The sequence below is a fragment of the Acidovorax sp. A79 genome, from assembly GCF_041154505.1.
In the GTDB taxonomy this organism is placed as follows: Bacteria; Pseudomonadota; Gammaproteobacteria; order Burkholderiales; family Burkholderiaceae_C; genus Acidovorax.
This window is the reverse complement of record NZ_AP028672.1, coordinates 737,052-763,040: the sequence shown is the minus strand read 5'-3', so window position 1 is coordinate 763,040 and position 25,989 is coordinate 737,052. Positions and strand designations below refer to the sequence as shown.

The 25,989-nt window shown below is 68.2% G+C and carries 19 protein-coding genes; 9 read left to right on the top strand and 10 right to left on the bottom strand.

Annotated features, from left to right (window positions below):
* Window positions 1-256: 256 nt before the first annotated feature.
* Window positions 257-2,848, bottom strand: a complete 2,592-nt coding sequence (locus ACAM51_RS03470) for a [protein-PII] uridylyltransferase (protein WP_369642747.1) — start codon at window positions 2,846-2,848, stop codon at window positions 257-259.
* A 99-nt stretch (window positions 2,849-2,947) separates the two neighbouring features.
* On the bottom strand, window positions 2,948-3,763 hold the full coding sequence (gene map, locus ACAM51_RS03465) for a type I methionyl aminopeptidase (protein ID WP_218294567.1): 816 nt from the start codon (window positions 3,761-3,763) through the stop codon (window positions 2,948-2,950).
* A gap of 159 nt (window positions 3,764-3,922) precedes the next feature.
* Here map and purL point away from each other — a divergent pair, with 159 nt between their 5' ends.
* Window positions 3,923-7,930 carry a phosphoribosylformylglycinamidine synthase gene (gene purL / locus ACAM51_RS03460; protein ID WP_369642746.1) on the top strand — a complete coding sequence of 1,336 codons (4,008 nt, stop codon included), beginning with the start codon at window positions 3,923-3,925 and terminating at the stop codon, window positions 7,928-7,930.
* Between the two features lie 204 nt (window positions 7,931-8,134).
* Here the strand turns inward: purL and ACAM51_RS03455 are convergent, their stop codons facing one another.
* Window positions 8,135-8,824, bottom strand: coding sequence for a methyltransferase (locus ACAM51_RS03455; protein ID WP_369642745.1), 690 nt, complete (start codon window positions 8,822-8,824; stop codon window positions 8,135-8,137).
* 249 nt (window positions 8,825-9,073) lie between these two features.
* Between ACAM51_RS03455 and ACAM51_RS03450 the strand changes: the two genes are divergently transcribed.
* The gene (locus tag ACAM51_RS03450) at window positions 9,074-10,063 is read left to right on the top strand and encodes a DUF808 domain-containing protein (RefSeq protein WP_369642744.1); all 990 of its coding nucleotides are present in this window, start codon (window positions 9,074-9,076) and stop codon (window positions 10,061-10,063) included.
* A 136-nt stretch (window positions 10,064-10,199) separates the two neighbouring features.
* Window positions 10,200-10,790, top strand: a complete 591-nt coding sequence (locus ACAM51_RS03445; RefSeq protein WP_218294571.1) for an OmpW family protein — start codon at window positions 10,200-10,202, stop codon at window positions 10,788-10,790.
* Window positions 10,791-10,915: 125 nt separating this feature from the next.
* Here ACAM51_RS03445 and ACAM51_RS03440 read toward each other — a convergent pair whose 3' ends face one another.
* Window positions 10,916-11,548 (bottom strand): LysE family translocator, encoded by a 633-nt coding sequence (locus ACAM51_RS03440; RefSeq protein WP_369642743.1) that lies wholly within the window; start codon window positions 11,546-11,548, stop codon window positions 10,916-10,918.
* Complete coding sequence (locus tag ACAM51_RS03435) at window positions 11,545-11,793, bottom strand: DUF1272 domain-containing protein (protein ID WP_218340971.1); 249 nt, start codon at window positions 11,791-11,793, stop codon at window positions 11,545-11,547. Before ACAM51_RS03435 ends, ACAM51_RS03440 begins: the two co-directional genes overlap by 4 nt.
* A 327-nt stretch (window positions 11,794-12,120) precedes the next feature.
* On the opposite strand from ACAM51_RS03435, the gene egtD reads away from it, so the two are divergent.
* Together egtD and egtB are read left to right on the top strand one after the other, a co-directional pair.
* Window positions 12,121-13,041 (top strand): L-histidine N(alpha)-methyltransferase, encoded by a 921-nt coding sequence (gene egtD, locus ACAM51_RS03430; RefSeq protein WP_369642742.1) that lies wholly within the window; start codon window positions 12,121-12,123, stop codon window positions 13,039-13,041.
* Between the two features lie 8 nt (window positions 13,042-13,049).
* The gene (gene egtB, locus ACAM51_RS03425; protein WP_369642741.1) at window positions 13,050-14,285 is read left to right on the top strand and encodes an ergothioneine biosynthesis protein EgtB; all 1,236 of its coding nucleotides are present in this window, start codon (window positions 13,050-13,052) and stop codon (window positions 14,283-14,285) included.
* A 27-nt stretch (window positions 14,286-14,312) separates the two neighbouring features.
* Here the strand turns inward: egtB and ACAM51_RS03420 are convergent, their stop codons facing one another.
* From ACAM51_RS03420 to ACAM51_RS03405, 4 genes are all read right to left on the bottom strand, one after another.
* Window positions 14,313-14,762 carry an energy transducer TonB gene (locus ACAM51_RS03420; RefSeq protein WP_218294576.1) on the bottom strand — a complete coding sequence of 150 codons (450 nt, stop codon included), beginning with the start codon at window positions 14,760-14,762 and terminating at the stop codon, window positions 14,313-14,315.
* Between the two features lie 85 nt (window positions 14,763-14,847).
* The gene (locus tag ACAM51_RS03415; RefSeq protein WP_369642740.1) at window positions 14,848-16,131 is read right to left on the bottom strand and encodes an O-acetylhomoserine aminocarboxypropyltransferase/cysteine synthase family protein; all 1,284 of its coding nucleotides are present in this window, start codon (window positions 16,129-16,131) and stop codon (window positions 14,848-14,850) included.
* 168 nt (window positions 16,132-16,299) lie between these two features.
* On the bottom strand, window positions 16,300-18,993 hold the full coding sequence (locus ACAM51_RS03410; protein ID WP_369642739.1) for a cation-translocating P-type ATPase: 2,694 nt from the start codon (window positions 18,991-18,993) through the stop codon (window positions 16,300-16,302).
* A gap of 55 nt (window positions 18,994-19,048) precedes the next feature.
* Window positions 19,049-21,052, bottom strand: coding sequence for a U32 family peptidase (locus ACAM51_RS03405; protein WP_369642738.1), 2,004 nt, complete (start codon window positions 21,050-21,052; stop codon window positions 19,049-19,051).
* Window positions 21,053-21,303: 251 nt separating this feature from the next.
* Here ACAM51_RS03405 and ACAM51_RS03400 point away from each other — a divergent pair, with 251 nt between their 5' ends.
* The 4 genes from ACAM51_RS03400 to ACAM51_RS03385 all read left to right on the top strand — a co-directional run bounded on the left by ACAM51_RS03400 (window position 21,304) and on the right by ACAM51_RS03385 (window position 25,373).
* Window positions 21,304-22,425, top strand: coding sequence for a branched-chain amino acid ABC transporter substrate-binding protein (locus ACAM51_RS03400; protein ID WP_369643758.1), 1,122 nt, complete (start codon window positions 21,304-21,306; stop codon window positions 22,423-22,425).
* A 161-nt stretch (window positions 22,426-22,586) separates the two neighbouring features.
* The gene (locus ACAM51_RS03395; protein ID WP_218294581.1) at window positions 22,587-22,841 is read left to right on the top strand and encodes a hypothetical protein; all 255 of its coding nucleotides are present in this window, start codon (window positions 22,587-22,589) and stop codon (window positions 22,839-22,841) included.
* Window positions 22,842-22,900: 59 nt separating this feature from the next.
* A complete protein-coding gene (tadA, locus tag ACAM51_RS03390; RefSeq protein ID WP_369642737.1) occupies window positions 22,901-24,316 on the top strand; it encodes a tRNA adenosine(34) deaminase TadA in 1,416 nt (471 codons plus the stop codon).
* A gap of 58 nt (window positions 24,317-24,374) precedes the next feature.
* On the top strand, window positions 24,375-25,373 hold the full coding sequence (locus tag ACAM51_RS03385; RefSeq protein WP_369642736.1) for an LD-carboxypeptidase: 999 nt from the start codon (window positions 24,375-24,377) through the stop codon (window positions 25,371-25,373).
* 112 nt (window positions 25,374-25,485) lie between these two features.
* On the opposite strand, the gene ACAM51_RS03380 is transcribed toward ACAM51_RS03385, so the two are convergent.
* Complete coding sequence (locus ACAM51_RS03380) at window positions 25,486-25,854, bottom strand: hypothetical protein (RefSeq protein ID WP_369642735.1); 369 nt, start codon at window positions 25,852-25,854, stop codon at window positions 25,486-25,488.
* Between the last annotated feature and the right edge of the window lie 135 nt (window positions 25,855-25,989).

The window sequence follows — 25,989 nt, the reverse complement described above, 5'->3', positions numbered from 1 at the left end:
GCGCAACGCGGCTGGCAGGCACCGTGGGCGCCATGAACGCGCCACATGCATGTGGCTGTTATAGGCTCAAGATGGGCGCAAGGCAAGCGCCAGCCTTGGCGCACTTCAGCATTCGGCAACAGGGGGAAATGTGCCCTGGCGCTTGATTGGCATGCGATGGATGCTATCAATGGAATAGCATCTTGGCGCGCAGCCTTCTCGTGAGGGGATCCACTGCCCGCCCGGAGGCCGGAGACGGGATGCGGTAGGCCGCTAGTCAGTCAGCCAGCTCGCGCAGCAGTTCGGTTTCGATCTCGATCTGGCGTGCATTGTTCTGCAGTTCGGGGCCCTGGACCAGGAAGGTGTCTTCGACACGTTCGCCCAGGGTGCTGACCTTGGCCAACTGCACGCTCAGGTGGTGCTGCGCCAGGATGCGCGCCACCAGGTACAGCAGGCCCGCACGGTCGCTGGCGGAGATGGCCAGCAGCCAGCGCTGCGCCTTTTCGTCGGGGCGCAGCGTGACGCGCGGGGCCACCGGAAAGCTCTTCACGCGGCGTGACACCCGCCGGCGCGCGGGTTCGGGCAGCGGCCCGCCCGCCTCGATCACGCGCACCAGGTCGCTTTCGACCATATGGGTCAGTTCGCGGTAGTGCCCCGCCTGCGACGAGGCCACCACCTGGAAGGTGTCGAGCGCATAGCCGTTGTTCGCGGTGTGCACGCGCGCATCCAGGATGCTGAAGCCCGCGCGGTCGAAATAGCCGCAGATGCGCGCGAACAGGTCCGCCTGGTCGGCGGCATACACCATCACCTGCAGGCCATCGCCCGCCAGCGACTGGCGCGCGCGCACCACGGGCCTGGCCGTGCCCACATGGCGCGACAGGTGGCGCGTGTGCCAGGCGATGTCCGCCGCTTCGTGGCGCATGAAGTAGCTCACATCCAGCGTGGCCCACAGGGCCTTGTGGGCCTCGAAGGGCAGGGCGCTCAGGGCCAGCAGCACCAGCGCCTCGCGCTTGCGCGCTTCGATCTCGGCGGCGGCATCCGGGGCCCGGCCACCCAGCGTGCGCAGCGTGGCGCGGTACAGGTCTTCGAGGAGCTTGCCCTTCCAGGCGTTCCACACCTTGGGGCTGGTGCCCCGGATGTCTGCCACCGTGAGCAGGTACAGCGCGGTCAGGTAGCGTTCGTTGCCCACGCGCTGGGCGAATGCCGCGATCACGTCCGGGTCGGAGAGGTCTTCCTTCTGGGCGATCCGGCTCATCGACAGGTGTTCGCTGACCAGGAACTCGATGAGCCTGGCGTCTTCACGGTCCACGCCATGTTGGCGGCAGAAGCGCCGCACCTCGACGGCGCCGATCTGCGAATGGTCGCCGCCGCGGCCCTTGCCGATGTCGTGGAACAGCGCCGCGACGTACAGGATCCACGGCTTGTCCCACCCGCCCGCGAGCTGCGAGCAGAACGGGTATTCGTGCGCGTGCTCGGCCATGAAGAAACGGCGCACGTTGCGCAGCACCATGAGGATGTGCTGGTCGACCGTGTACACATGGAACAGGTCGTGCTGCATCTGCCCCACGATGCCCCGGAAGACCCACAGGTAGCGCCCGAGCACCGAGGTCTGGTTCATGAGGCGCATGGCATGCGTGATGCCCGAGGGCTGCTGCAGGATGCGCATGAAGTTGGCGCGATTGACCGGGTCGCGGCGGAACGCTCCGTCCATCACGCCGCGTGCGTTGTACAGCGCGCGCAGCGTGCGCGCCGACAGGTCCTTGAGCCCCACGGTGGTCTGGTAGAGCAGGAAGGTTTCGAGGATGGCGTGCGGGTCGCGCTCGTACAGGTCGTCGCTGGCCACCTCGATCAGGCCGGCCTTCTCGAAGAAGCGCTCGTTGATGGGGCGCGGCTCGTGGGTCGAGGGGTTCAGGCGTTCCTCGATGTTCAGCAGCAGGATCTGGCTGAGCTGCGACACGGCCTTGGCCGCCCAGTAGTAGCGCCGCATCAGGCTTTCGCTGGCGCGCATGGGCAGGCGCGAGCCGTCGGGCGCCTGCGAGCGGTAGCCGAAGGACTCGGCCACGGCGGTCTGCAGGTCGAACACCAGGCGGTCCTCATGCCGCCCGGCGGCTGCATGCAGGCGCGCGCGGATGAGGCAGAGCACTGCCTCGTTGCGCTCGATCTGGCGCACCTCGAAGGCGGTGGCCATGCCGCTGGCGGCCAGTTCCTTCCAGTTGCGGCCCAGGCCCGCGGCCTGCGCCACCCACAGGATCATCTGCAGGTCGCGCAGCCCGCCGGGCGACTCCTTGCAGTTGGGCTCCAGCGAGTAGGGCGTGTTCTCGTACTTGTTGTGGCGCTGGCGCATCTCCAGCGTCTTGGCCACCAGGAAGGCCTGCGGGTTCATCTGCAGGCGGTACTGGCGCTGGAATTCGGCGAACAGCGCCGCGTTGCCGCACACCAGGCGCGATTCGAGCAACGAGGTCTGCACGGTGACATCGCCCGCGCTTTCGGCCAGGCATTCGGCCACGGTGCGTACGCTGGAGCCGATCTCCAGGCCCGCATCCCAGCAGCTGCCGATGAAGCCCTCCAGCCGCGTGCGCAGCTCGCTGCCGGCCTCGGGGGCGCTTCCATCGGGCATCAGCAGCAGGACGTCGACATCCGAATAGGGGAAAAGCTGGTCGCGCCCGAAGCCGCCCACGGCCACCAGCGCCATGTCCGCTGGGAGCTGCGCCCGCTGCCACAGCGTGTGCAGCAGGGCGCCGGCCAGCGTGGAGAGCTTGCGCAGCAGCACGCGGATGCCACGCGTGGAGGCGCCCGTGGCCTGCAGGGCGGCGAGCAGGGCGGCTTTGTCGCTGCGGTAGGCGTCCCGCAGGGCATGGAGTTCGGTCATGGTCGTGGTGCGCGCGGATAAGGTGCCATGAAAAAAGCCATGCAAGAGTTGTGCGAGCCAGTGTGAATGCCGGTCGCGCAGGCGTTGCCGGGCCGGCCGTCAGGTGGCCGTGGCCGTCACGAAGGCGGGCAGCGCGGGCGAGCCGGCCGACAGGGTCATCACCTCATAGCCCGTCTCGGTCACCAGCACGGTGTGTTCCCACTGCGCCGACAGGCTGTGGTCTTTGGTCACGATGGTCCAGCCGTCGTTGCCGAACTCCTTCACCTCGCGGCGGCCGGCGTTGATCATGGGCTCGATCGTGAAGACCATGCCGGGCACCAGTTCTTCCAGCGTGCCGGGGCGGCCGTAGTGCAGCACCTGGGGTTCTTCGTGGAACTTCTGGCCGATGCCGTGGCCGCAGAACTCGCGCACGATGGAGAAACCCTGGCCTTCGGCGAATTTCTGGATGGCGTGGCCCACGTCGCCCAGGTGGGCGCCAGGCTTCACCTGCAGGATGCCGTGCCACATGGCGTCGAAGGTGATCGCGCACAGGCGCTTGGCGGCAATGGAGCACTCGCCGATCTGGTACATGCGGCTGTTGTCGCCGTACCAGCCGTCCTTGGTGATCACGGTCACGTCCACGTTGACGATGTCGCCCTTCTTGAGCGGCTTGTCGTTGGGGATGCCGTGGCACACCACATGGTTGACCGAGGTGCACAGCGAGGCGGGGTAGGGCGGGTAGCCGGGCGGCTGGTAGCCCACGGTGGCCGAGATGGTGCCCTGCTGGGCCATGCATTCGGCACCCAGGCGGTCGATTTCCTTGGTGGTGATGCCGGGCTTGATGTGGGGGGCGATGTAGTCCAGCACTTCGGAGGCCAGGCGGCACGCGAGGCGCATGCCGGCAATGTCTTCTGCGCTTTTGATGGTGATGCTCATGGCGTAATTATCCCATCGCCCCCCGCCGGCTGCTTGGAGGCGGGCTGCGGCCCTGGTCCGCCCGGTAAAATGCCGGGCTGTCCACCCACATGCCCAGGCCAGAGCCCGGGCCCGGGTCGGCGCCTCGACCGTACCCCTCACACCCAACAGGCCGCTACCGTGACCTTGCACATGACCACGCTGGCGGGCGGCAACGCCCTCAGCACCTTCCGCGCCCAGCAACTCCAACCCGCCCTGGAGGCCATCCACCCCAAGATCAGCGGCATTGCAGCGCGCTTCGTGCACCTTGTCGCCACCGACGCGGCCCCCACGCCCGCCGACCATGAGCGCCTGGCCGCCCTGCTGACCTATAGCGACCCCTATGCGGGCCCCGCCGAGGGCACCGCCATCATCGTCACCCCCCGCCTGGGCACGCTGTCGCCCTGGGCGTCCAAGGCGACCGACATCGCGCGCAACTGCGGCATCGCCATCCGCCGCGTGGAGCGCATCACCGAATACCGCATCAGCCTCAAGGCCGGCCTGCTGGGCAAGGCGCCCGAGCTGACGGCCGAGCAACTGGCCCAGGTGGCCGCCCTGCTGCACGACCGCATGACCGAGTCCGTGGTGGCCGACCGCGCCGCCGCCGCCGCGCTGTTCACCGAACTGCAGCCCGCGCCCATGGAGCACGTCAACGTGCTCGGCGGCGGCCGCGCCGCGCTGGAGGCGGCCAACACCCGTTTCGGCCTGGCCCTGGCCGACGACGAGATCGACTACCTGGTCAACGCCTTCACGGGCCTGGCGCGCAACCCCACCGACGTGGAGCTGATGATGTTCGCCCAGGCCAACAGCGAGCACTGCCGCCACAAGATCTTCAACGCCCAGTTCACCATCGACGGCGTGGCGCAGGAAAAATCGCTGTTCGGCATGATTCGCAACACCCACCAGCTGGCGCCCCAGCACACGGTGATCGCGTATTCGGACAACGCCTCGGTCATGGAAGGCGGCGAGGTCGAGCGGTTCGTGGCCAAAATGGCCTCTACCGCTGATTCAGCGGGCGCTACCAGCTATCAAAAAAGTAGCGCCACCCAGCACGTGCTGATGAAGGTGGAAACGCACAACCACCCCACCGCCATCTCTCCCTTCCCGGGCGCATCCACCGGCGCGGGCGGCGAGATCCGCGACGAAGGCGCCACCGGGCGGGGCTCCAAGCCCAAGGCCGGCCTCACGGGGTTCACCGTGTCCAAGCTCTGGGGCAGCACGGTCGGCAAGCCCGAGCACATCGCCAGCCCGCTGCAGATCATGGTGGAAGGGCCCCTGGGTGGCGCGGCGTTCAACAACGAATTCGGCCGCCCCAACCTGGCGGGCTACTTCCGCGAGTACGAGCAGGAAGTCGCTGGCGTGCAGCGCGGCTACCACAAGCCCATCATGATCGCCGGCGGCGTGGGCGTGATCGACGCGGGCCTGACGACAAAGATCGAGTTCCCCGCTGGCTCGCTGCTCATCCAGCTGGGCGGCCCCGGCATGCGCATCGGCATGGGCGGCAGTGCCGCCAGCTCCATGGCCAGTGGCACCAACGCCGCCGAACTGGACTTCGACTCCGTGCAGCGCGGCAACCCCGAGATCGAGCGCCGCGCCCAGGAGGTCATCAACCACTGCTGGGCGCAGGGCGCCGCCAACCCCATCCTCGCCATCCACGACGTGGGTGCGGGCGGCCTCTCGAACGCCTTCCCCGAGCTCACGAACGACGCCGGCCGTGGCGCTCGCTTCGACCTGCGCGCCGTGCCGCTCGAAGAATCGGGCATGGCGCCCAAGGAAATCTGGAGCAACGAAAGCCAGGAGCGCTACGTGCTGGCCATCGCGCCCGAGTCGCTGCCGCTGTTCAAGGCGTTCTGCGAGCGCGAGCGCTGCCCCTTCGCCGTGATCGGCACGGCCACCGATGAACGCCAGCTGGTGCTGCAGGACACCGCCGTGGAGGCGGGCGACCAGAAGCTGCCGGTGGACATGCCCATGAACGTGCTGCTGGGCAAGCCGCCCAAGATGCACCGCGACGTGGCCACGGTGCAGCGCCAGTTCGCGCCCATCGACCTGACCGGCGTCCCGCTGCAAAAGGCCGTGATCGACGTGCTGGCCCATCCCACGGTGGCGTCCAAGCGTTTTCTCATCACCATCGGCGACCGCACCGTGGGCGGCCTGTCGCACCGCGACCAGATGGTCGGCCCCTGGCAGGTGCCGGTGGCGGACTGCGCGGTGACGCTGGCCGACTACAAGGGCTTTGCGGGCGAGGCGATGAGCATGGGCGAGCGCACGCCGCTGGCCGCGATCAACGCACCCGCATCGGGCCGCATGGCCGTGGCCGAGGCCATCACCAACCTGCTGGCGGCGCCTATCGAGCTGCCGCGTGTGAAGCTGTCCGCCAACTGGATGGCCGCGTGTGGCGAGCCCGGCGAAGATGCTGCCTTGTATGAGACCGTGAAGGCCGTGGGCATGGAGCTGTGCCCGGCGCTGGGCGTCTCCATCCCCGTGGGCAAGGACAGCCTGTCGATGCGCACGCAGTGGAACGACGGCAGCGACAAGAAAAAGGTCACGTCCCCCGTGAGCCTGATCGTGAGCGCGTTCGCGTCGCTCTCCGACGTGCGCGGCACGCTCACGCCCCAGCTCGATGCCACCGAGGATGACACCACCCTGGTGCTGATCGATCTGGGCAAGGGCCAGAACCGCATGGGCGGCAGCATCCTGGGCCAGACGCTGGAACAAAGCGGCGACGTGGTGCCCGACGTGGACGATCCGCAGGACCTGGTGAACCTGGTCAACGCCGTGAACGCGCTGCGCGCCAAGGGCCATGTCCTGGCCTACCACGACCGCAGCGACGGCGGCCTGCTGGCGGCGGCGGCCGAGATGGCCTTTGCGGGCCATGTGGGCGTGGCGCTCAATGTGGACATGCTCGTGACCGAAGGCGACGGCATCAGCGACAGCCGCATGGAGACCGGGGATGCCAAGAACTGGGCGCAGCAGGTCAGCGCGCGCCGCGAGGAGCTCACGCTCAAGGCCCTGTTCAACGAAGAACTGGGCGTGCTGCTGCAGGTGCGCACCGCAGAGCGCAACGATGTGATGCAGGTGCTGCGCGAGCACGGCCTGTCCAGATTCAGCCACTTCGTCGGCAAGACGCGTCCGCAATCGTCGGGCATCGACGCCGGCAAGGGCGAGCTGCAGGTCTGGCGCGATGCCAAGGCCGTGTTCAGCGCCAAGCTCACCGACCTGCACCAGGTGTGGGATGCCGTGAGCTGGAAAATCTGCCAGCAGCGCGACAACCCCGCGACCGCGGACTCCGAGCACGCCGCCGCGGGCGCGGCCGCCGACCCCGGGATGCACGTGCACCTCACGTTCGACGCGGCCGACAACGTGGCGGCGCCGTTCCTGAACCTGGCCAAACCCCGGGTCGCGATCCTGCGCGAGCAGGGCGTCAATTCGCACATCGAGATGGCCTACACCTTCACCGAGGCCGGCTTCGAGGCCTACGACGTGCACATGACCGACCTGCAGACCGGCCGCGTCAAGCTCGAAGACTTCAAGGGCGTGGTCGCCTGCGGCGGCTTCAGCTACGGCGACACGCTGGGGGCCGGTATCGGCTGGGCGCGCAGCATCACCTTCAACCCCGTGCTGGCCGAGCAGTTCCAGGGCTTCTTCGGCCGCACCGACACCTTTGGCCTCGGGGTGTGCAACGGATGCCAGATGTTTGCCGAGCTGGCGGACATCATCCCGGGCGCGCAGGACTGGCCACGCTTCACCACCAACCAGAGCGAGCGCTTCGAGGCCCGCCTGTCGATGGTGGAGGTGCTGGAGTCTCCCAGCCTGTTCTTCGCGGGCATGGCGGGCAGCCGCCTGCCGATCGCCGTGGCGCACGGCGAGGGCTATGCCAACTTCAAGTACCGCGGCAACGCCGGCGCGGCCATCGCCGCGATGCGTTTCGTGGACAACCACGGCGCGCCCACCGAGCAATACCCGTTCAACCCGAACGGCAGCACGGGTGGCATGACCGGCGTGACCACGGCGGACGGCCGTTTCACGGCCATCATGCCGCACCCCGAGCGCGTGTTCCGCAACGTGCAGATGAGCTGGACCTCGGGCGATCGCAGCGAACTCAGTCCCTGGATGCGCATCTGGCGCAATGCCCGCAAGTGGGTGGGGTGACGTAGCACATCCTGCGGAGTCGCTTCGCGCCTTCCCCCTTTTCTCAATGGCTTGCCATGCGGGAAGGGGGGCAGCCGGTGCACGCCCGCAAAGTGCCGCATACGCAGCTTGGCGGCCCTTGCACGGCCGCACGGGCGTTTGGGCTGCGCGGGCCCGGCGGGCTGCTGGCGGCGCTGTCGCGCCGGGCTGCCCGGCAAGTCCTGCTCAGGCCACTGCAGGGGCGCGCTGATACACCAGCAGCCGCCCTTTGTACGCAGGAACATCGGCCAGCGCGGGGTGGTCCAGGCGCTCTTCCACCACGTCAAAACGCAGCGCGGCCATCTGCTTGCTGAAGGCGGAGCGGTTGCCGCGGTTGGGGTCCACGATCCAGATCTGCGCGCTTTCGGCCGCATGGCGGTCGAGGAAGTTGGCCAGGCTGCCTCGTGCGTCGCGCTCGTACAGGACGTCGCTGCCCATGATGAGGTCGAACCGGCCTTGCACATCGGCGCAGGTGTCGGTCAAGTCGGCTCCCCATTGCCCGGTGCGGTACTTGAGCGGCGACATGCGGTTGAGCCGCACGTTCTCCAGCAGGAAGGCCGATGCCAGGGGGTGGCAGTCGCTGGCGGTCACGTCCACGCCGCGCCGGTGGCACACCAGGCTGGCCAGGGCCAGGCCGCAGCCGATCTCCAGCACGCGCTCACCGCTTCGCAGGGGGCGGCTGGCCATGCGGTGCGCCAGCTGGGCCCCCGATGGCCACAGCAGGCCGAACAGCGGCCAGGCGGCGGAAGAGATGCCCAGCGCTTCGGCGGCACCCTCCGGGTCGGAAAACTGCTGCTTGTCCAGAAGCGAGCGGATGATCAGGTCTGCCGCGCCGGTGATGGCGATGTCTTCTTGCTTGGTCAGGTAGCCGGGCATGGCATGGGCGTGAAGCCCGTGCAGGGGGACAAGCCCCGGGGACCCCAAAGTGGTGGGTGAGGGCGCGAGTATGCGCCTTGCGCGCCGCAGCCCCCATGGCGGGCCGCGAGGAGGGCCACGGCGACGGCCTGCGCAAAAGGCTCCCGGGGCCGGGGGGCGGGCGCAAACGAAGACCGTGCGTTGCTATAGTCCAGCCCACGCGCGGCGGCACGCATGCCGCCTTTTCCATTGCTATCTCAAGGACTTCCCATGGCCTCTGGCAGCCTGCTTGCCCTGTTGGACGACATCGCCACCATCCTCGACGACGTGGCCCTGATGACAAAGGTGGCCGCCAAGAAGAGCGCGGCCATGGCGGACGACGTCTCGGTCATGACGAAGGTGGCCGCGCAGAAGACGGCCGGCGTGCTGGGCGACGACCTGGCCCTCAATGCCCAGCAGGTCACGGGGGTACGCGCCGAGCGCGAGATTCCGGTGGTGTGGGCCGTGGCCAAGGGGTCGTTCATCAACAAGGTGATCCTGGTGCCCGCGGCCTTGCTGATCAGCGCGTTCGCGCCCTGGGCCGTGACGCCGCTGCTCATGATTGGCGGTGCCTTCCTGTGCTTTGAAGGCTTTGAAAAAGTCGCCCACAAGCTGCTGCACGCCCCCCACGAAGACGCCGCCGAGCATGAAAGCCATGTGCTGGCCAATGCCAACCCCGCGGTGGACCTGGTGGCGTTCGAGAAGGACAAGATCAAGGGCGCGGTGCGCACCGACTTCATCCTGTCGGCAGAGATCATCGCCATCACGCTGGGGACCGTGGCGTCGGCGCCGTTTGTGCAGCAGGTCACCGTGCTGTCGGGCATCGCGGTCATCATGACCATCGGCGTATATGGCCTGGTGGCCGGCATCGTCAAGCTCGACGACCTGGGCCTGTGGCTGAACGGCAAGGCCAGCGCCGTGGCCAGGGCGCTGGGCTCGGGCATCCTGCGGGCCGCGCCGTGGCTCATGAAGGGCCTGTCCGTGGCGGGCACCGCCGCCATGTTCCTCGTGGGCGGCGGCATCCTGGTGCATGGAGTGCCCGCGCTGCACCATGCGGTGGATGCCGCTGGCGAGGCCGCCGCGCAATGGCCGGTGGGCGCCCTCTGGCATGTGCTGGTGCCCAACCTGCTCAACGCGGTGGTCGGCATCGTGGCGGGAGGCTTGGTGCTCGCAGCCGTCACGCTGGTGCAGCGCCTGCGCGGGAAATCCGCCGCGCATTGACAAGGGCAGGCCGTTTTTCTTGATGTATGTCTAAGGGTTAATACGAGGGGCTTGAGATAGGGCAAGGCCGGTCGAGGGGCATGGCGGTTCAATGGATGCACGGGGGTCGTCCCCGTCCAACCGATGTGAAATCACCATGAAAAAGAACCTGCTGGCAGTAGCCGCCCTCTGCGCCCTGGCTTCCGGCGCCGCCCTGGCGCAACAGGCTGAAGGACCCTGGATGGTCCGCGCGCGCGCCGTGCACCTGGACAGTGCCAACAAGGACAGCACGCCCCTGGGCTTGACCATCAACGACAAGACCATCCCCGAAGTCGATGTCACGTACTTCTTCAACAAGAACATCGCGGCCGAACTGATCCTGACCGTGCCGCAAAAGCACACGCTGAGCGCCTCCGGCACGGCCATCGGCTCGCTCAAGCACCTGCCGCCCACGCTGCTGCTGCAATACCACTTCGATGCACCCGGCTTCAAGCCCTATGTGGGCGCGGGCCTGAACTACACGCGCTTTTCCGGCGTGAAGCTGCCCGCCGGCGTGGACATTGACCGCAACAGCTTCGGCCCCGCGCTGCAGGTGGGCGTGGACATTCCGCTGCAGAAGAATCTGTACCTCAACTTCGACCTGAAGAAGGTCTTCATCAAGACCGACGTGACGGCAGGCGGCGCCAAGCTGGGCACCTTCAAGGCAGACCCCGTGCTGGTGGGCGTGGGCCTGGGCTGGAGGTTCTAGCCAGGCTCCCCCTGAGGCGCTTCGCGCCTTCCCCCTGAGGGGGACGCCTGCGGTGGACCGGCAAAGCCGGATCCACGGTGGCGCTCGCGTTGACGGTGCGCCAGTTTTCATCGGCTATGACGGATCTACGTCCGTCGGTAGAAGGCCAGCGATCCGGCCAGGGCCAGCAGCGCGCCGCCGCAGCAGCGGTCCAGCCACAGCACCGCGCGGCGGTGCAGCAGCTTGACGGCGCGCGCCCCGATGGCGGCGTAGGCCAGCATCACGGCGAAGTCCAGGCCCGCGAACACGGCTGCAATGGCGGTGTACTGCGGCCATTGTGGTGCGCTGGCATCGATGAATTGCGGCATCAGCGCCGAGCAGAACAGGTATCCCTTGGGGTTGGTCACCGCGACCAGGAAAGAGCGCGTGAAGATGCCGCGCGGCGTGGCCGCAGGCCCGGCGGCCGCGCCGTCCGCTGCGGCCAGGTCCAGCCCCCCCTGCGAGCGCAGCAGCCGCAAACCCAGCCAGGCCAGGTAGGCCGCGCCCAGCCACTTCACCACCGAAAACCAGAACTCGGACGCCGCCAGCAGCGTGCCCAGGCCCAGCGCCACGGCACCGACCAGCACAAAATCCGACGCCACGGCGCCCAGCATGCCGGGCAGCGACCGGCGCACGCCATAGCGCGATCCGTTAGCCAGCGCCAGCAGCACCGTGGGGCCGGGCGTGGCGATGGCCACCAGGGCCACCAGCGAGAAGACCAGCAGGGTCGCGAGCGTCATGCCATCACCCCGCAGCCCTGGGGCTTGAGCACCCGCTCGGTGGATGCGGGGTATTTCGCCAGCCTGGAGGCGGGCCGGCGCGGGCGCTGCACGAGGTCGCCCCCGCAGTTGGGGCACACGTGGCCCAGCCGGGCGCCGGCGCAGTCGCTGCAGAACGTGCACTCGAAGGTGCAGATGCGCGCGTTGGTGGCATCGGGCGGCAGGTCCTTGTCGCAGCATTCGCAGTTGGGGCGCATCTGAAGCATGGCAGGGTCCTTGTGAGAAGTCCGTGGGAAGGGCGAGCGTATGCCGGGCGCGCGCCGTTCACAAGGTACAGATGGACCCGTGCCGGGCAGTACACCCCGTCCGCGGCGGCCCCTGGCGGCTGCGCCGCCGGCTTCCGCACCCGAAGGCCCGCGCGCGCCATGGGGATTTGGCCTACACACGGCGCCATCGGCTCGGCTCACAATGGCGGATGCGGTGGGGCTTCGCGCCCTTGCCTGGGTACGTGGCAGCCTGGCGGGCATTGGACTCCCGGGACGGCCCCGTCGGACAGAACCAGCGGCATTGCCGCGCAAGACGTTTCAAGACCCATGCCTTTGCCCAGCCCCAACGACGACATCACGCGTGGCCTGAACCAGCGGCCCGCGAGCATTTCCCCCAAGTATTTCTACGACCAGCACGGCTCGCAGCTGTTCGAGGAAATCACCCGCCTGCCCGAGTACTACCCCACGCGCACCGAAACCGCCCTCATGCAGCAGCATGCGGCCGACATCGCGCAGGCCGTGGGCACGGGGCGCACGCTGGTGGAGCTGGGGGCTGGCAACTGCCAGAAGGCGCGCACGCTGTGCCGGCTGGTGCAGCCCGCGTGCTTCGTCGGCGTGGATATCTCGGCGGACTTCCTGCAGGCGGCGGTGCGGGGCCTGCGCGACGATTTTCCGGGGCTGGACGCGCGGGCCGTGGGCGGCGACATGACCCAGGGCGTGGCCCTGCCCGAGGACATTCCGCGCACGGGACGGCTGGTGTTCTACCCGGGCTCGTCCATCGGCAACTTCGACCCGCCGCACGCGCTGGATTTGCTGGCCCACATGCGCGAGCTGATCGACGATGACGGCGGCCTGCTCATCGGCATCGACCTGCCCAAGGACGTGGAGGTGCTGGAGGCGGCCTACGACGACGCCACCGGCGTGACCGCCGCCTTCAACCGCAATGTGCTGCGGCATGTGAATCGATTGATCGGCAGCGATTTCGATGTGGACCAGTGGCAGCACCGGGCGTTCTTCAACCCGGGCGAGTCGCGCATCGAGATGCACCTGGAAGCGATGGCTGACTCCGAGGTGCGCTGGCCTGGTGGCGGGCGCAGGTTCGACCAGGGCGAACGCATCCACACCGAAAACAGCTACAAGTACCCGCTGCACGTGTTCACCGACATGCTGGCGCGCGCAGGCTTCTCGCAGGCCCAGGCGTGGACGGACGACCGTGGCTGGTTTGCCGTGGTGCACGCCAGACCCTGAGGGCCTGTATGACCAATATGGATTTTTGCTCCCCGCTCGCCGTGCTGCTGTCGCGCTACGGGGCCGTGCGGGATCACACCGTGGCCTTGGTGGCGCCGCTGTCGGCCGAGGACTGCGGCGCGCAGTCCATGCCCGATGCCAGCCCGGCCAAATGGCACCTGGCGCACACCACCTGGTTCTTCGAGACCTTTGTGCTCGAGCCGAACGAGCCGGGCTTCGCGCCCTTCGAGCCCGCGTTCCGCGTGCTGTTCAATTCCTACTACAACGGCGTGGGCGCCAAGCACCCGCGCCCGCAGCGGGGGCTGCTGACGCGCCCATCGCTGGACGAGGTGCTGGCCTACCGCGCCGATGTGGACCGGCGGATGGCGCGCCTGGTGCCCGCCGTGCTGCAGAACGCCGCGCTGTGTGCGCTGATCGAGCTGGGCCTGCAGCACGAGCAGCAGCACCAGGAACTGCTGGTGACGGACATCAAGCACCTGCTGTCGTGCAACCCTGTGCATCCCGCCTATGGCGCCGCCGTGGTGCCCGCCGGCGACCAGGCGCTCGTGCCGGCGGCCAGGCACCTGGGCTGGCGGCATCTGGAAGGCGGGCTGGTGGAGGTGGGCCATGGCGGAGACGGCTTCGCCTTCGACAACGAAAGCCCTCGCCACCGCGCCTACCTGGCGCCGTACGCACTGGCCTCGCGGCTGGTGACCAACGCGGAATGGATGGCCTTCGTGGAAGGTGGTGGCTACGACAACCCCGCCCACTGGCTGGCCGAAGGCTGGGACTGGCGCGTGGCGCAGGGGCTGCAGCACCCGCTGTACTGGCACCGGCCAGAAGGTGGCACGTGGCACGAGTTCACCCTGGCGGGCTTGCGGCCCGTGCAGAGCGCGATGCCGGTTGTGCACCTGTCGTACTACGAAGCGGACGCCTATGCGCGCTGGGTGGGCGCACGCCTGCCCACGGAAGCCGAATGGGAGCATGCCGCGCAGACCGCAGGGACAACTGGCGCGCATGGCCTGGAGCAGCTGTTCGGCGCGGCCTGGCAATGGACGCAGTCGAGCTACGCCGCCTACCCAGGCTTTCGCACGGCCGACGGCGCCGTGGGCGAGTACAACGGCAAGTTTATGGTCAACCAGTACGTGCTGCGCGGCAGCTCCTGCGCCACTCCGCCCGGGCATGCGCGCAGCACCTACCGCAACTTCTTCCCGGCCACGGCCCGCTGGCAGTACACGGGTGTGCGGCTGGCTCGTGACGCATGAGCGGCTTTGCGGCGGTATCTGGCGCGCTCAGGGTTCCATGCGGAAGGTGTGCTGCAGCACCAGGCGGGCGGGCTCCCCATTGCGCAGCAGCGGCGCAAATTTCCAGCGGCGCACCGCATCGATCGCCGGCTTGTGCAGCGCATCCTCCCCCGTTCCTGACAGCACGCGCGCGGTGCCGACCAGCCCGCTGGGCATGATCTCGAACGACACCGTCACATCGCCGCGCGCTTTGAGCGAGGTGTCATTCAGGAGGAAGGACGGGTAGCGCGGCAGCGGTGCCTCCAGCAGCGTCAAAGGCGCATCCAGCGGAGGCGAAACCTGCTTTTGCAGCAGTTGCTCGTCCTCCTTCTGGCGGAAGCTGGTGACGTGGGATTCGGTCACATCCACTCCGCGCGGCGGGATGGATGATGTGGAGCTGCAGCCGGCCAGAATCAGCAGGCCGAGAGTGACCGGGGCAAGAGGGGATAGGCGGGACATGGCGATCTTGAATCAGGGAGCGCCCCGCGATTCGCGGGGCAGGTCCTCCAGTATCCCGCAACTGGCGCCGGCTGTTGCCGTACGCTCAGACAGCCGCGAGTGCCTGCACCAGGTCGGCCTGCAGATCATCGACGTGCTCGATGCCCACCGACAGCCGCACCATGCTCTCGCTCACCCCCGCCTTGGCCAGCTCTTCGGGGTTGAGCTGGCGGTGCGTGGTCGATGCGGGGTGCGTGGCCAGCGATTTCGCGTCGCCGATGTTCACCAGGCGGGTGAAGAGCTGCAGCGCGTCGAGGAAGCGTGCACCGGCAGCCCGCGGGTCCGCATCGGTGCTCTTGAGCCCGAAGCTCAGGATGCCGGATGCCTTGCCGCCGGATTGCCGCTGCACCAGCGCGTGGTCCGGGTGGTCTGGCAGGCCCGCGTAGCGCACCCATTCCACCTTGGGGTGGCTTTGCAGGTACTTCGCCAGCGCCAGCGTGTTCTCGCAGATGCGGTCCATGCGCAGGGCCAGGGTCTCGATGCCTTGCAGGATCAGGAAGGCGCTTTGCGGCGACAGCGCCGCGCCCGTGTTGCGCAGCGGCACCACACGCGCGCGGCCGATGAAGGCGGCGGGGCCCAGGGCTTCGGTGTAGACCACGCCGTGGTAGCTCACATCGGGCTCGTTCAGGCGCGGGAAGCGGGCCTTGTGCTCGGCCCACGGGAACTTGCCGCTGTCCACGATGGCGCCGCCCACGCTGTTGCCGTGGCCGCCCAGGTACTTGGTGAGCGAATGCACCACGATGTCGGCGCCATGCTCGATGGGGCGCAGCAGGTAGGGGCTGGGCACGGTGTTGTCCACGATCAGCGGCACGCCGTGGTCATGCGCCACCTTGGCGATGGCTGCGATGTCGGTCACGTTGCCCAGCGGGTTGCCGATGGACTCGATGAAGATCGCCTTGGTGCGCGCGTCGATGTGCTGCGCGAAGCTGGCCGGGTCGCGCGGGTCGGCAAAGCGGGTGGTGATGCCCTGCTGCGGCAGGGTGTGGGCAAACAGGTTGTAGGTGCCGCCATACAGCGTGCTGGCCGACACAATGTTGTCGCCTGTCTCGGCAATGGTCTGGATGGCATAGGTGATGGCCGCCATGCCCGAGGCCACGGCCAGCGCGGCGATGCCGCCTTCGAGCGCCGCGACGCGCTTTTCGAGCACGTCGGTGGTGGGGTTCATGATGCGGGTGTAGATGTTGCCCGGCACCTTCAAATCGAACAGGTCGGCGCCATGCTGGGCGCTGTCAAACGCGTAGGCCACCGTCTGGTAGATGGGCACGGCCACGGCCTTGGTGGTGGGGTCGGGGCTGTAGCCAGCGTGTACGGCCAGGGTCTCGATTCTCATGAAGGCTGTCTCTTTCGTTGAAGGGAAGGGAGTGGCACCACCGGGCTCCACGCATGGCTGGGCGTTGCCGATGTGCCGATGGCGCGGGCCATTCTGGCACTGCTGGCCCGTGGCGTCATCGAATCGTTGGCTATGTGCTTATGACGTTCTTGTGCGCCGTGGGCTCTTTCAGTCGGAAGGCTCGTCCATGGCGCTGTCCATGGGCTCTGGGGTAGTGCGCCGCGCCTGCTGGCTGCGGCGCCAGGCCTTCTCGATTTCCACCACTACCAGCACCACCAGCGCGGCGCCAATGCACAGCGCCAGCTCGCCCAGGCTCAGCGGCTCGGTCCGGAAGATGGGGTTGAGCCAGGGCACGTAGATGGTGGCCATCTGCAGCGCAAAGGTGAGCAGCACGGCGTAGAGCAGCGGGCGGTTGCTCAGCAGGCCCAGGCGCCAGATGGGTTCGGATTCGGAGCGGATGGCGATGACATGCGCCATCTGCGCGAGCGTGAGCACCGTGAACACCATGGTCTGCCAGTGCGCGTGGCCGGTGTGCAGGGCCCAGGCCTGCAACGCCAGGCACAGCCCGCCGATGAGCAGGCCCACGCCCAATATGTGCTGCCACATGCCATGGGCAAACAGGCTTTCGCGCGGCGCGCGGGGCGGGCGCTGCATGATGCCGCGCTCGGCCGGTTCGGCCGCCAGCGCCAGGCCGGGCAGGCCGTCTGTGATCAGGTTGACCCACAGGATGTGGATGGGCAGCAGCGGAATGGGCAGCAGCAACAGCGGCGCGAGGAAGATGGTCCAGATCTCGCCCGAGTTGCCCGTCATCGCGTAGCGCACGAACTTGCGGATGTTGTCGTAGATGCGGCGGCCCTCGCGCACGGCCGCGACGATGGTGGCGAAGTTGTCGTCCAGCAGTACCAGGCTCGAGGCCTCGCGCGCCACGTCGGTGCCGCCCTGGCCCATGGCCACGCCGATGTCGGCGCGCTTGAGCGCCGGGGCATCGTTCACGCCATCGCCCGTCATGGCGACGAAGTGGCCCTGGGCCTGCAGCGCCTCGACGATGCGGATCTTCTGCGCCGGGTCCACGCGGGCGTACACCTGCACCTGCTCCACCTTCGCCCGCAGCGCGGCGTCGTCGAGCGTGGCCAGGTCGGCGCCGGTAAGCACCGGGGCATCGCTACGCTTCACAATGCCCAGGCGGTGCGCAATGGCGCGCGCAGTGGCGGGGTGGTCGCCTGTGATCATCACCGGCGTGATGCCCGCGCTGATGCAGTCGCGGACCGCGGCCTGGGCCTCGGCGCGCGGCGGGTCGATGAGGGCGATCAGGCCCAGCAGCTCCAGCTGGTTTTCCACCGCGTCGATGTCGTTGGTGTCGGGCAGGCGGGCGTGGCTGCGGCGCGCCAGGGCCAGCACCCGCAGGCCCTGTGCGGCAAGCTGCTGGGCGGCGGCGAGGACCTTGGCGGTGTCCAGTGCGGCAGCGCCGTCGGGCGTCCAGTGGGCGGTGCACCGGGGCAAGACCGACTCCGGCGCACCCTTGGTGTAGGCCACGTAGCCGTCCGCCACGCGGTGGAAGGTGGTCATGCGCTTGCGGTCGGAGTCGAACGGCTGCTCCTGCACGCGAGGGAACTCGATGTCGAGCAGGGCCTTGTCCATCCCGCCGGAGCGGGCTGCCAGCACCAGTGCGGTTTCGGTGGGGTCGCCCTGCCAGTGGATGCCCGACGGGCCTTCTTCGTTGTGTACCTGCAGCGTGGCGTCGTTGCACAACGCGGCGGCGCGCAGGGCCTCGGCATGGGCGGGGCCGGGCAGAGGGTCGCCGGGCACCCAGCGCACGCCGTGGGCCACCATCAGTTCGGCATGCATGCGGTTCTGCGTCAGGGTGCCGGTCTTGTCCGAGCAGATGGTGGTGACCGAGCCGAGCGTCTCCACCGAGGGCAATCGCCGCACCAGCGCATGCACGGCCACCATGCGGCGCGCGCCCAGTGCCAGCAGCACGGTGACCACCGCAGGCAGGGCCTCGGGGATGGCGGCCACGGCCAGACTGATGGCAGTGAGGGCCATCAGCAGCGGCGCCTCGCCGCGCAGCACACCCACCACAAAGATCACCGCGCAGATGCCCAGCACCGCAATCGCCAGGCGCTTGCCAAAGGCCGCCAGGCGCAACTGCAGCGGGGTGCTGCGGTCGCCCGCGTCGAGCAGCGTGGCCACCTTGCCCAGCTCGGTGTGCATGCCGGTAGCCACCACCAGGCCGCGTGCCCGGCCATGCGTGGCGGTGGTGCCCTTGAAGGCCATGTTGGTGCGGTCGCCCAAGGCGCCCACGTCCTCGGCCGCCAGGGCTTCGGTCTGCTTGGCCACGGTGACGGACTCGCCCGTGAGGGCCGATTCATCCACCTGCAGCTGCGCGATCTCGATCAGCCGCAGATCGGCCGGGATCTGGTTGCCAGCCTCCAGCAGCACGATGTCACCCGGCACCAGCGCCCTGGCGGGCACCACCTGCACGGCTCCGCTGCGCAGCACCGTGGCGTGCGCCGCCGCCAGCTGGCGCAGCGCGGCCATGGCCTGGTCGGCGCGCCAGGCCTGCACAAAGCCGATGACGGCGTTGAGCACCACGATGACGAGGATGACCAGCGTGTCGGTGACCTCGCCCACCAGGCCCGAGATGACGGCCGCACCCAGCAGCACCAGCACCATGAAGTCCTTGAACTGGTCGGCCAGCAGGCGCCACCAGGGGCGGTCTTGCCCTGCCGCCAGTTCGTTGGCTCCGTGGATGGCGCTGCGGCGCAGGGCTTCGTCGGCGTGCAGGCCTGCGTCAGGGTTGACGCCATGGGCCTGGGCCACGGCCTCGGTGGGGTGCAGGTGCGGGGCGGTGGATGGGGACATGCGGCGATCGGTGAGACGGGCCGCACGCCCGCGCAAGGACTTCTTCGGCCTTGCCTTAGTGCGCGACTTGCGGCCGGGCTTTGTAGAACTGGAGCGGGGCTTCCGGCACCTGGTTCAGCACCTGGCGCTTGATCTTGCCCACCACGTGCATTTCACAGGGCTTGCAGTCAAAGCGCAAGGTCAGCTTTTCCTTGCCGTTGATCAACATCAAGGGTTCGGCCTTGATGGTGCCCTGCACACCCGTCACGCCCTTGGCCTGCTTGGGGCAGAGGCTCATGCTGAAGCGCACGCAGTGCTTGGTGATCATGAGGCTGACTTCGCCTTCTTCCTCGTGCGCCTCGTAGGCCGCATCGATCACCTTGACGCCGTGGCGCACGTAAAAATCGTGCGCCTTGTGGTTGAACACGTTGCCCAGAAAGCTCAGCGTGTCCTCGGGGTAGGGCGCTGGCGGCTCGATGGGCGTGGCGCGCTGCAGGCGCTCGAAGTTGTGCGCGCGGTTTGCTTCCAGGTCGGCCAGCGCATCGCGGCGCAGCGCGTTGAGCACCGAGGCGGGCACGAACCAGGGCTCAGTCAGTTGCAGCGCAATGTCGTGAACCGCGAAGATGGTGGCGCCGAAGCGGCCCAGTTGCTCGCGCAGGCTGGCTTCGGCCTTGGCGGCATCGGTGGCAGGCTGGTGCGGCTGCTGCACATCAGTACAGCCCACGTTGCCATCCTCGTCGGTCAGCATCAGGCTGAAGCCGCAAGGCGTTTCGCTCAGGTGCGCCCACAGGCCGATGCGGCGGTCGCTGGACTTTTTCTCCAGCGTGCGCACCCAGTCCATGTCGCGGTTGCGGTTGACCTCGGTGCCCTTGCGCAGGTCCTTGAAGCCTTCCATCGGGTCCTTGGGGTACACGCGCCACTGGCCCACGCTGCGCGCGGACACGGGCTCGGCCACGTTGATGGCCATGCCCACCAGCTCCTTGTGCAGGTCGTAGTAGCACAGGCCGTCGCCGTTGTGCAGCACGGTGGCGGGGTCGCTCACCTCCAGTTCCACGAAGTCGGGGCCTACCTTGGTCACCCAGCCGATGGCCTGGCCCGGGTTCTTGGGGGTGTCGAACGCGCCGATGTCTTCCTTGCGGCCGGTCACGAAGTAGTCGGTGAACTCGCGGTTGAAGTTCTGCAGCGGGTCGGGCGTGAAGGTGAAGGTGGTCCGCCCGCTCGATGACCGGCCCAGTGGCCGACCTTGCGCCTCGCGCTCTTCCAGGATCTCGTCGATCAGCGTGCGGTAGTGGGCGGTGATGTTCTTCACATAGCCCATGTCCTTGTAGCGCCCTTCGATCTTGAAGCTGCGCACGCCGGCGTCGATGAGCGCGCGCAGGTTGTCGCTCTGGTTGTTGTCCTTCATGGAGAGCACGTGCTTGTCGTGCGCGATGAAGCGGCCCTGCGCGTCGGTCACTTGGTAGGGCAGGCGGCAGGCCTGGCTGCAGTCGCCCCGGTTGGCGCTGCGGCCGGTCTGCGCATGGCTGATGTTGCACTGGCCGCTGTAGGCCACGCACAGCGCGCCGTGGATGAAGAACTCGATGTTGGCGCGGCCTGGGGCATCCACCGGCCCCAGCGCCTTGTGCACGGCGGCGATCTGCTGCACCGTGAGCTCGCGCGCCAGCACGATCTGCGAGAGGCCCGCGTCCTGCAGAAAGCGCGCCTTTTCGGGCGTGCGGATGTCGGTCTGGGTGCTGGCGTGCAGCTGGATGGGCGGCAGGTCGATTTCGAGCAGGCCCATGTCCTGGATGATGAGTGCATCGGCCCCGGCCTCGTACACCTGCCAGGCCATTTTGCGCGCGGCCTCCAGTTCGTCGTCGCGCAGGATGGTGTTGAGCGTGATGAAGATGCGGCTGTTGAAGCGGTGCGCGTGTTTCACCAGCCGCTCGATGTCGCGGATGTCGTTGCCCGCGCTGGCGCGTGCGCCAAAGGCCGGGCCGCCGATGTAGACGGCGTCGGCGCCGTGGTTGACGGCTTCGATGCCGATCTCGGCATCGCGCGCGGGCGAGAGCAGTTCGAGCTGATGGGGCAGGAGGGACATGGGGCGTGATTATCCCAGGCAGTCCTGTGTCGGGGCGTCTGGCAGCTGATGTCCGAGTGACGAGTCCACTATTAGCCCAGTTAATGACCTGTCAAGTTGCTATGTTTACATATCATTCGCGCGCAAACCTGGGTGTGAATGGCTAGGATGCGGGGCCGAGCCGTGCCCCAAGGTGGTGCACCGGTGCTTGGCTGCCCTTCCTATCTGTTCTGGAGACTTCCAACGTGTTTCGCCGTGCTTCCCGCCCCTTCGTGCAATTGACCATCGCCGCAGCCTGCGCTGCGGCTGCCCACGCGGCCTTCGCCCAGGACGTGCAAACCGTCAAGATCGCCCACGCGGGTCCGGTGTCGGGCGGCATCGCCCACATCGGCAAGGACACCGAGAACGGCGTGCGCCTGGCGGTGGACGACCTGAACGCCCAGAACCTGGTCATCGGCGGCAAGAAGATCAAGTTCGAGCTGGCTGCCGAAGACGATGCCGGCGACCCGCGCCAGGCCACGGCCGTGGCGCAAAAGCTGTGCGACCAGAAGGTGGCGGGCGTGGTCGGCCACCTGCAGTCGGGCACGTCCATTCCTGCGGCGGCCGTCTATGACAAGTGCGGCGTGCCCCACATCACCGCCGCCGCCACCAACCCGGACCTGACCAAGCCCGGTTACAAGACCACCTACCGCCTGATCGCCAACGACAACGCGTTGGGCGCGGCGCTGGCACTGTTCTCGGCCGACCACTTGAAGCTCAAGAGCGTGGCCATCATCGACGACCGCACCGCGTATGGCCAGGGCGTGGCCTCGGTGTTCAAGGCCACCGCCCTGCAAAAGGGCCTGAAGGTGTTGGGCGAGGAATTCACCAACGACAAGGCCACCGACTTCATGGCCATCCTCACGGCCATCAAGAACAAGAAGCCCGATGCGATCTTCTACGGCGGCCTGGACGCGCAGGCCGGCCCCATGCTGCGCCAGATGGAGCAGCTGGGCCTGGGCAACGTGAAGTTCTTCGGCGGCGATGCGCTGTGCACCGAGAAGCTGCCCGAGCTGTCGGGCAAGAGCCCTGCGCTCAAGAACGTGACCTGCGCCACCGGCGGCGCCTCGGTCGACAAGATGCAGGGCGGGGCGGACTGGAAGAAGCGCTACGACGCCAAGTTCCCCGGCCAGTTCCAGATCTACAGCCCGTACGCCTACGACGCGGCCATGGTGCTGGCCGATGCGATGAAGCGCGCCAACTCGGTGGACCCCAAGGTGTACATCCCCTTCATCGGCAAGACCGAGTACAAGGGCGTGACCGCCAACATCGCCTTCACGGCCAAGGGCGAGCTGACCACGCCCGCCGTGACGCTGTACACCTACAAGGACGGCAACCGCGTGGCGCTCAACTGAGCACCGCGGGCACGGCCCGCCACCGCAACGGCCGCCCCGCGCGGCCGTTTTTCATGGGGGTGCCCACGACGGTTTGCCATTACAGTCGGGCCGGTAGCAAGCCGGGCAGGGCGGTCCCGCCGGCTGTGGTCCGGGCACCCCGCCCGCCAAGGAGTCTTTTCATGCGTGCTGTAGTAGGTCTGGCCGGGCTGGTGGTGGCGCTGGCCGTGGTGGGTGTCCTTGCCAGAAAGCAGCTGTCCGCCGTCCGCACGCCCGTGCCGTCGCTGCAGACAGCAGCGCCGGCCGGCGGTGCCCCGGCTTCGGCGGCGCAGCCGGCCACGGTGCGCGACCAGAGCCAGCAGATCCAGCAGCAGGTCAAGCAGCAGATGGAAGGCCTGATGCAGCAGGCGCGGCCCATCCCGGACGATGAGAAATAGGATGAAATGGGCCTCTAGCGCTTATCCTTCAAGCGCTGGTAGCTATTATTTGTATAGCAATGACTCCTGACCAAGACGCGCACTGGATGCGCCTGGCCCTGGCCGAGGCGCAAGTCGCCGCGCGCGCCGGCGAGGTGCCCGTGGGGGCCATCGTGGTCAAGGATGGCCAGATGATCGCCACCGGCCGCAACGCGCCGGTCGAGGGGCACGACCCCACGGCCCACGCCGAGATCGTGGCCCTGCGCGCGGCGGCGCGGCGGCTGGGCAACTACCGGTTGGACGGCTGCAGCCTGTATGTCACGCTGGAGCCGTGTGCCATGTGCAGCGGTGCCATGCTGCATGCGCGCCTGGCGCGCGTGGTGTACGGCGCCGCAGATCCCAAGACGGGTGCGGCGGGCTCGGTGCTGAACCTGTTTGGCCATGCCGAGCTGAACCACCAGACCCAGGTGCGGGGCGGGGTGCTGGCCGACGAGTGCGGCGGCCTGCTCAGCGGCTTCTTCCGGCAGCGCCGCCATCAACAACGCACCGAGGCACTGGCCCGCCATCCGCTGCGCGACGACGCCCTGCGCACGCCCGATGCCGCCTTCGCGGATCTGCCCGGCTACCCCTGGGCGCCGCGCTACCTGAGCGACCTGCCCAGCCTGGCCGGCTTGCGTTTGCACTACCTGGACGAAGGCCCGCAGGACGCGCCGCGCACCTGGCTGTGCCTGCACGGCAACCCGGCCTGGAGCTATCTGTACCGGCGCATGCTGCCCGTGTTCCTCTCGGCCGGGGACCGCGTGGTCGCGCCCGACCTGATCGGCTTTGGCAAGAGCGACAAGCCCAAGAAAGAGTCGGCGCACCAGTTCGAATGGCACCGCCAGGTGCTGCTGGAACTCATCGGGCGGCTGGACCTGCGCAACGTGGTGCTGGTGGTGCAGGACTGGGGCGGCATCCTGGGCCTGACGCTGCCCATGGCCTGCCCCGAGCGGTTTGCGGGCCTGCTGGTGATGAACACCGTGCTGGCCACGGGTGATGCGCCGCTGCCCGCCGGATTCCTCGATTGGCGTGCGATGTGCCGCGACAAGCCGCTGTATGGCGTGGGGCGCCTGCTGGCGCGCGGCAACCCGCACCTGGCCGGGGCGGAGTGCGCCGCCTACGACGCGCCGTTCCCCGACAAGGGCTACCGCGCCGCGCTGCGCGCCTTTCCTGAACGCGTGCCGGCATCGGAGGATGCGCCGGGGGCCGCGCTGTCGCGCCAGGCGCGTGATTTCTGGCAGCAGCGGTGGCAGGGCCGGAGCCTGATGTTCATTGGCGCCAAGGACCCGGTGCTCGGGCCCGCCACCATGCACGATCTGCACCGCCACATTCGCGGCTGCCCCGCGCCCACCGTGCTGGCCGACGCCGGGCACTTCGTGCAGGAGCATGGCGAGCCGATCGCGCGGCAGGCTGTGGAATACTTCTCGTTTCCCGGCGCCGGCCGTGCCACCGGCTGACATGGCGCCAGACGGACTCTCTTTTTGACGGAGCAGGCCCCTTCACGGCCTGAGCGCTTTGCAAGACCATTCACACGATCATCCCGGTCACGACCATTCCCAGTGCAGCCACGACCACGGCCCCAAGCACATCTACATCTATTCGCCGTCGAGCGCCGTGCAGGACAAGGCCGCCTTCAAACGCGGCCTCGCCCGGCTGAAGGCCCTGGGCCATGAGGTCGAGGTGGATGCGGACGCCCTGGCCGTGCACACCCGCTTCGCGGGCGACGACGCCACCCGCCTGGCCGCCATCCACCGTGCCGCGGCCAGCGGCGCCGATGTGGCGCTGATCTCGCGCGGCGGCTACGGGCTGTCGCGCATCCTGCCGGGCATCCGCTACAAGGCGGTGGCCAAGGCGATCGCGGGCGGCACGCGCTTCGTGGGCGTGAGCGACTTCACCGCCTTCCAGACCGCGCTGCTGGCCAAGACGGGCGCCACGTCATGGGCCGGCCCTTCGCTGGGCGCCGACTTTGGCGTGGCCGGCGAGCCCGACGACATCATGGAGGCCTGCTTCGACGATTTGCTGACCGGCCATGGCGAAGGCACGGGCTGGCGCATGAACAATGAAAAGCCCGACGCCGCCACGGGCAAGCCGGCCGTCCCCAATGTCTACGTGAAAAGCGCCACGCTGTGGGGCGGCAACCTGGCGGTGCTGGCTTCGCTGGTGGGCACGCCGTACCTGCCGGCCATCAAGGGTGGCGTGCTGTTCCTGGAAGACGTGCACGAGCACCCCTACCGCATCGAGCGCATGCTCACCCAGCTGCTGCACGCCGGCGTGCTGGCCCAGCAGAAGGCCGTGGTGCTGGGGCAGTTCACCAACTTCAAGCTCGCGCCGCACGACAAGGGCTACAAGCTGCAGTCGGTGGTGGACTGGCTGCGCACGCAGATCAAGGCGCCCGTGCTCACGAACCTGCCCTTCGGCCATGTGGCGACCAAGGTGCTGCTGCCCGTGGGGAGCACGGTATCGCTGTCGGTGGAAGGGCGGGATGCGCTGATCTACTGGGGACACCAGCACTGATTCGGTGCTGCCTTCAATCGCCTGCCTCTGGATTCCTGCCCGCTGGGCCCAGGGGATGCCGGGCGGCATGGCACCTGCCAGCGGCGGGTGTCCGCCCGGGCTGGGGCTCGGGTCAGGCGTTGCCGGGAGGGGGCTGGGCCGGGCGCAGTGCACGTGGCAACTGGCCCTGGAACAGGGGGGTGACCTGGTCGATCACGCCCCGCGCGCCGGTTTCGCCGCGCAAGGGCACGAGCGTGCTGAAGAGATCGGTGCGCAGGTACCACAACGCTTCGATGTCGCCGGCGTAGCGCAGGCGCATGTTCATGCGCGCCACCTCGCAACCGCTCATGCCCGCCAGGCTTTGCAGCATGGCCCGGCGTACCTCCTCCAGCCCGTGGTCGCGCACCCAGGCCGTCGATGACGGCTTGTCACGGCCCAGAAGGTCGTGAAGGTTGTTGCGGAGATTGGGCTTGTTCCAGCGCATGGAGGGAGGCGGACGCATTTTTTGTAACAGGGTCGGCCAAATTAAGCGGGAGCGAGGCGCCACGCAAGGGGCGCGCTACTGTTTTTGCGTAAAGACAACAGACGCACCTTGTTTGTTGCGAACTTTTACGTGTTTGTTGATTTTTTTGGGATG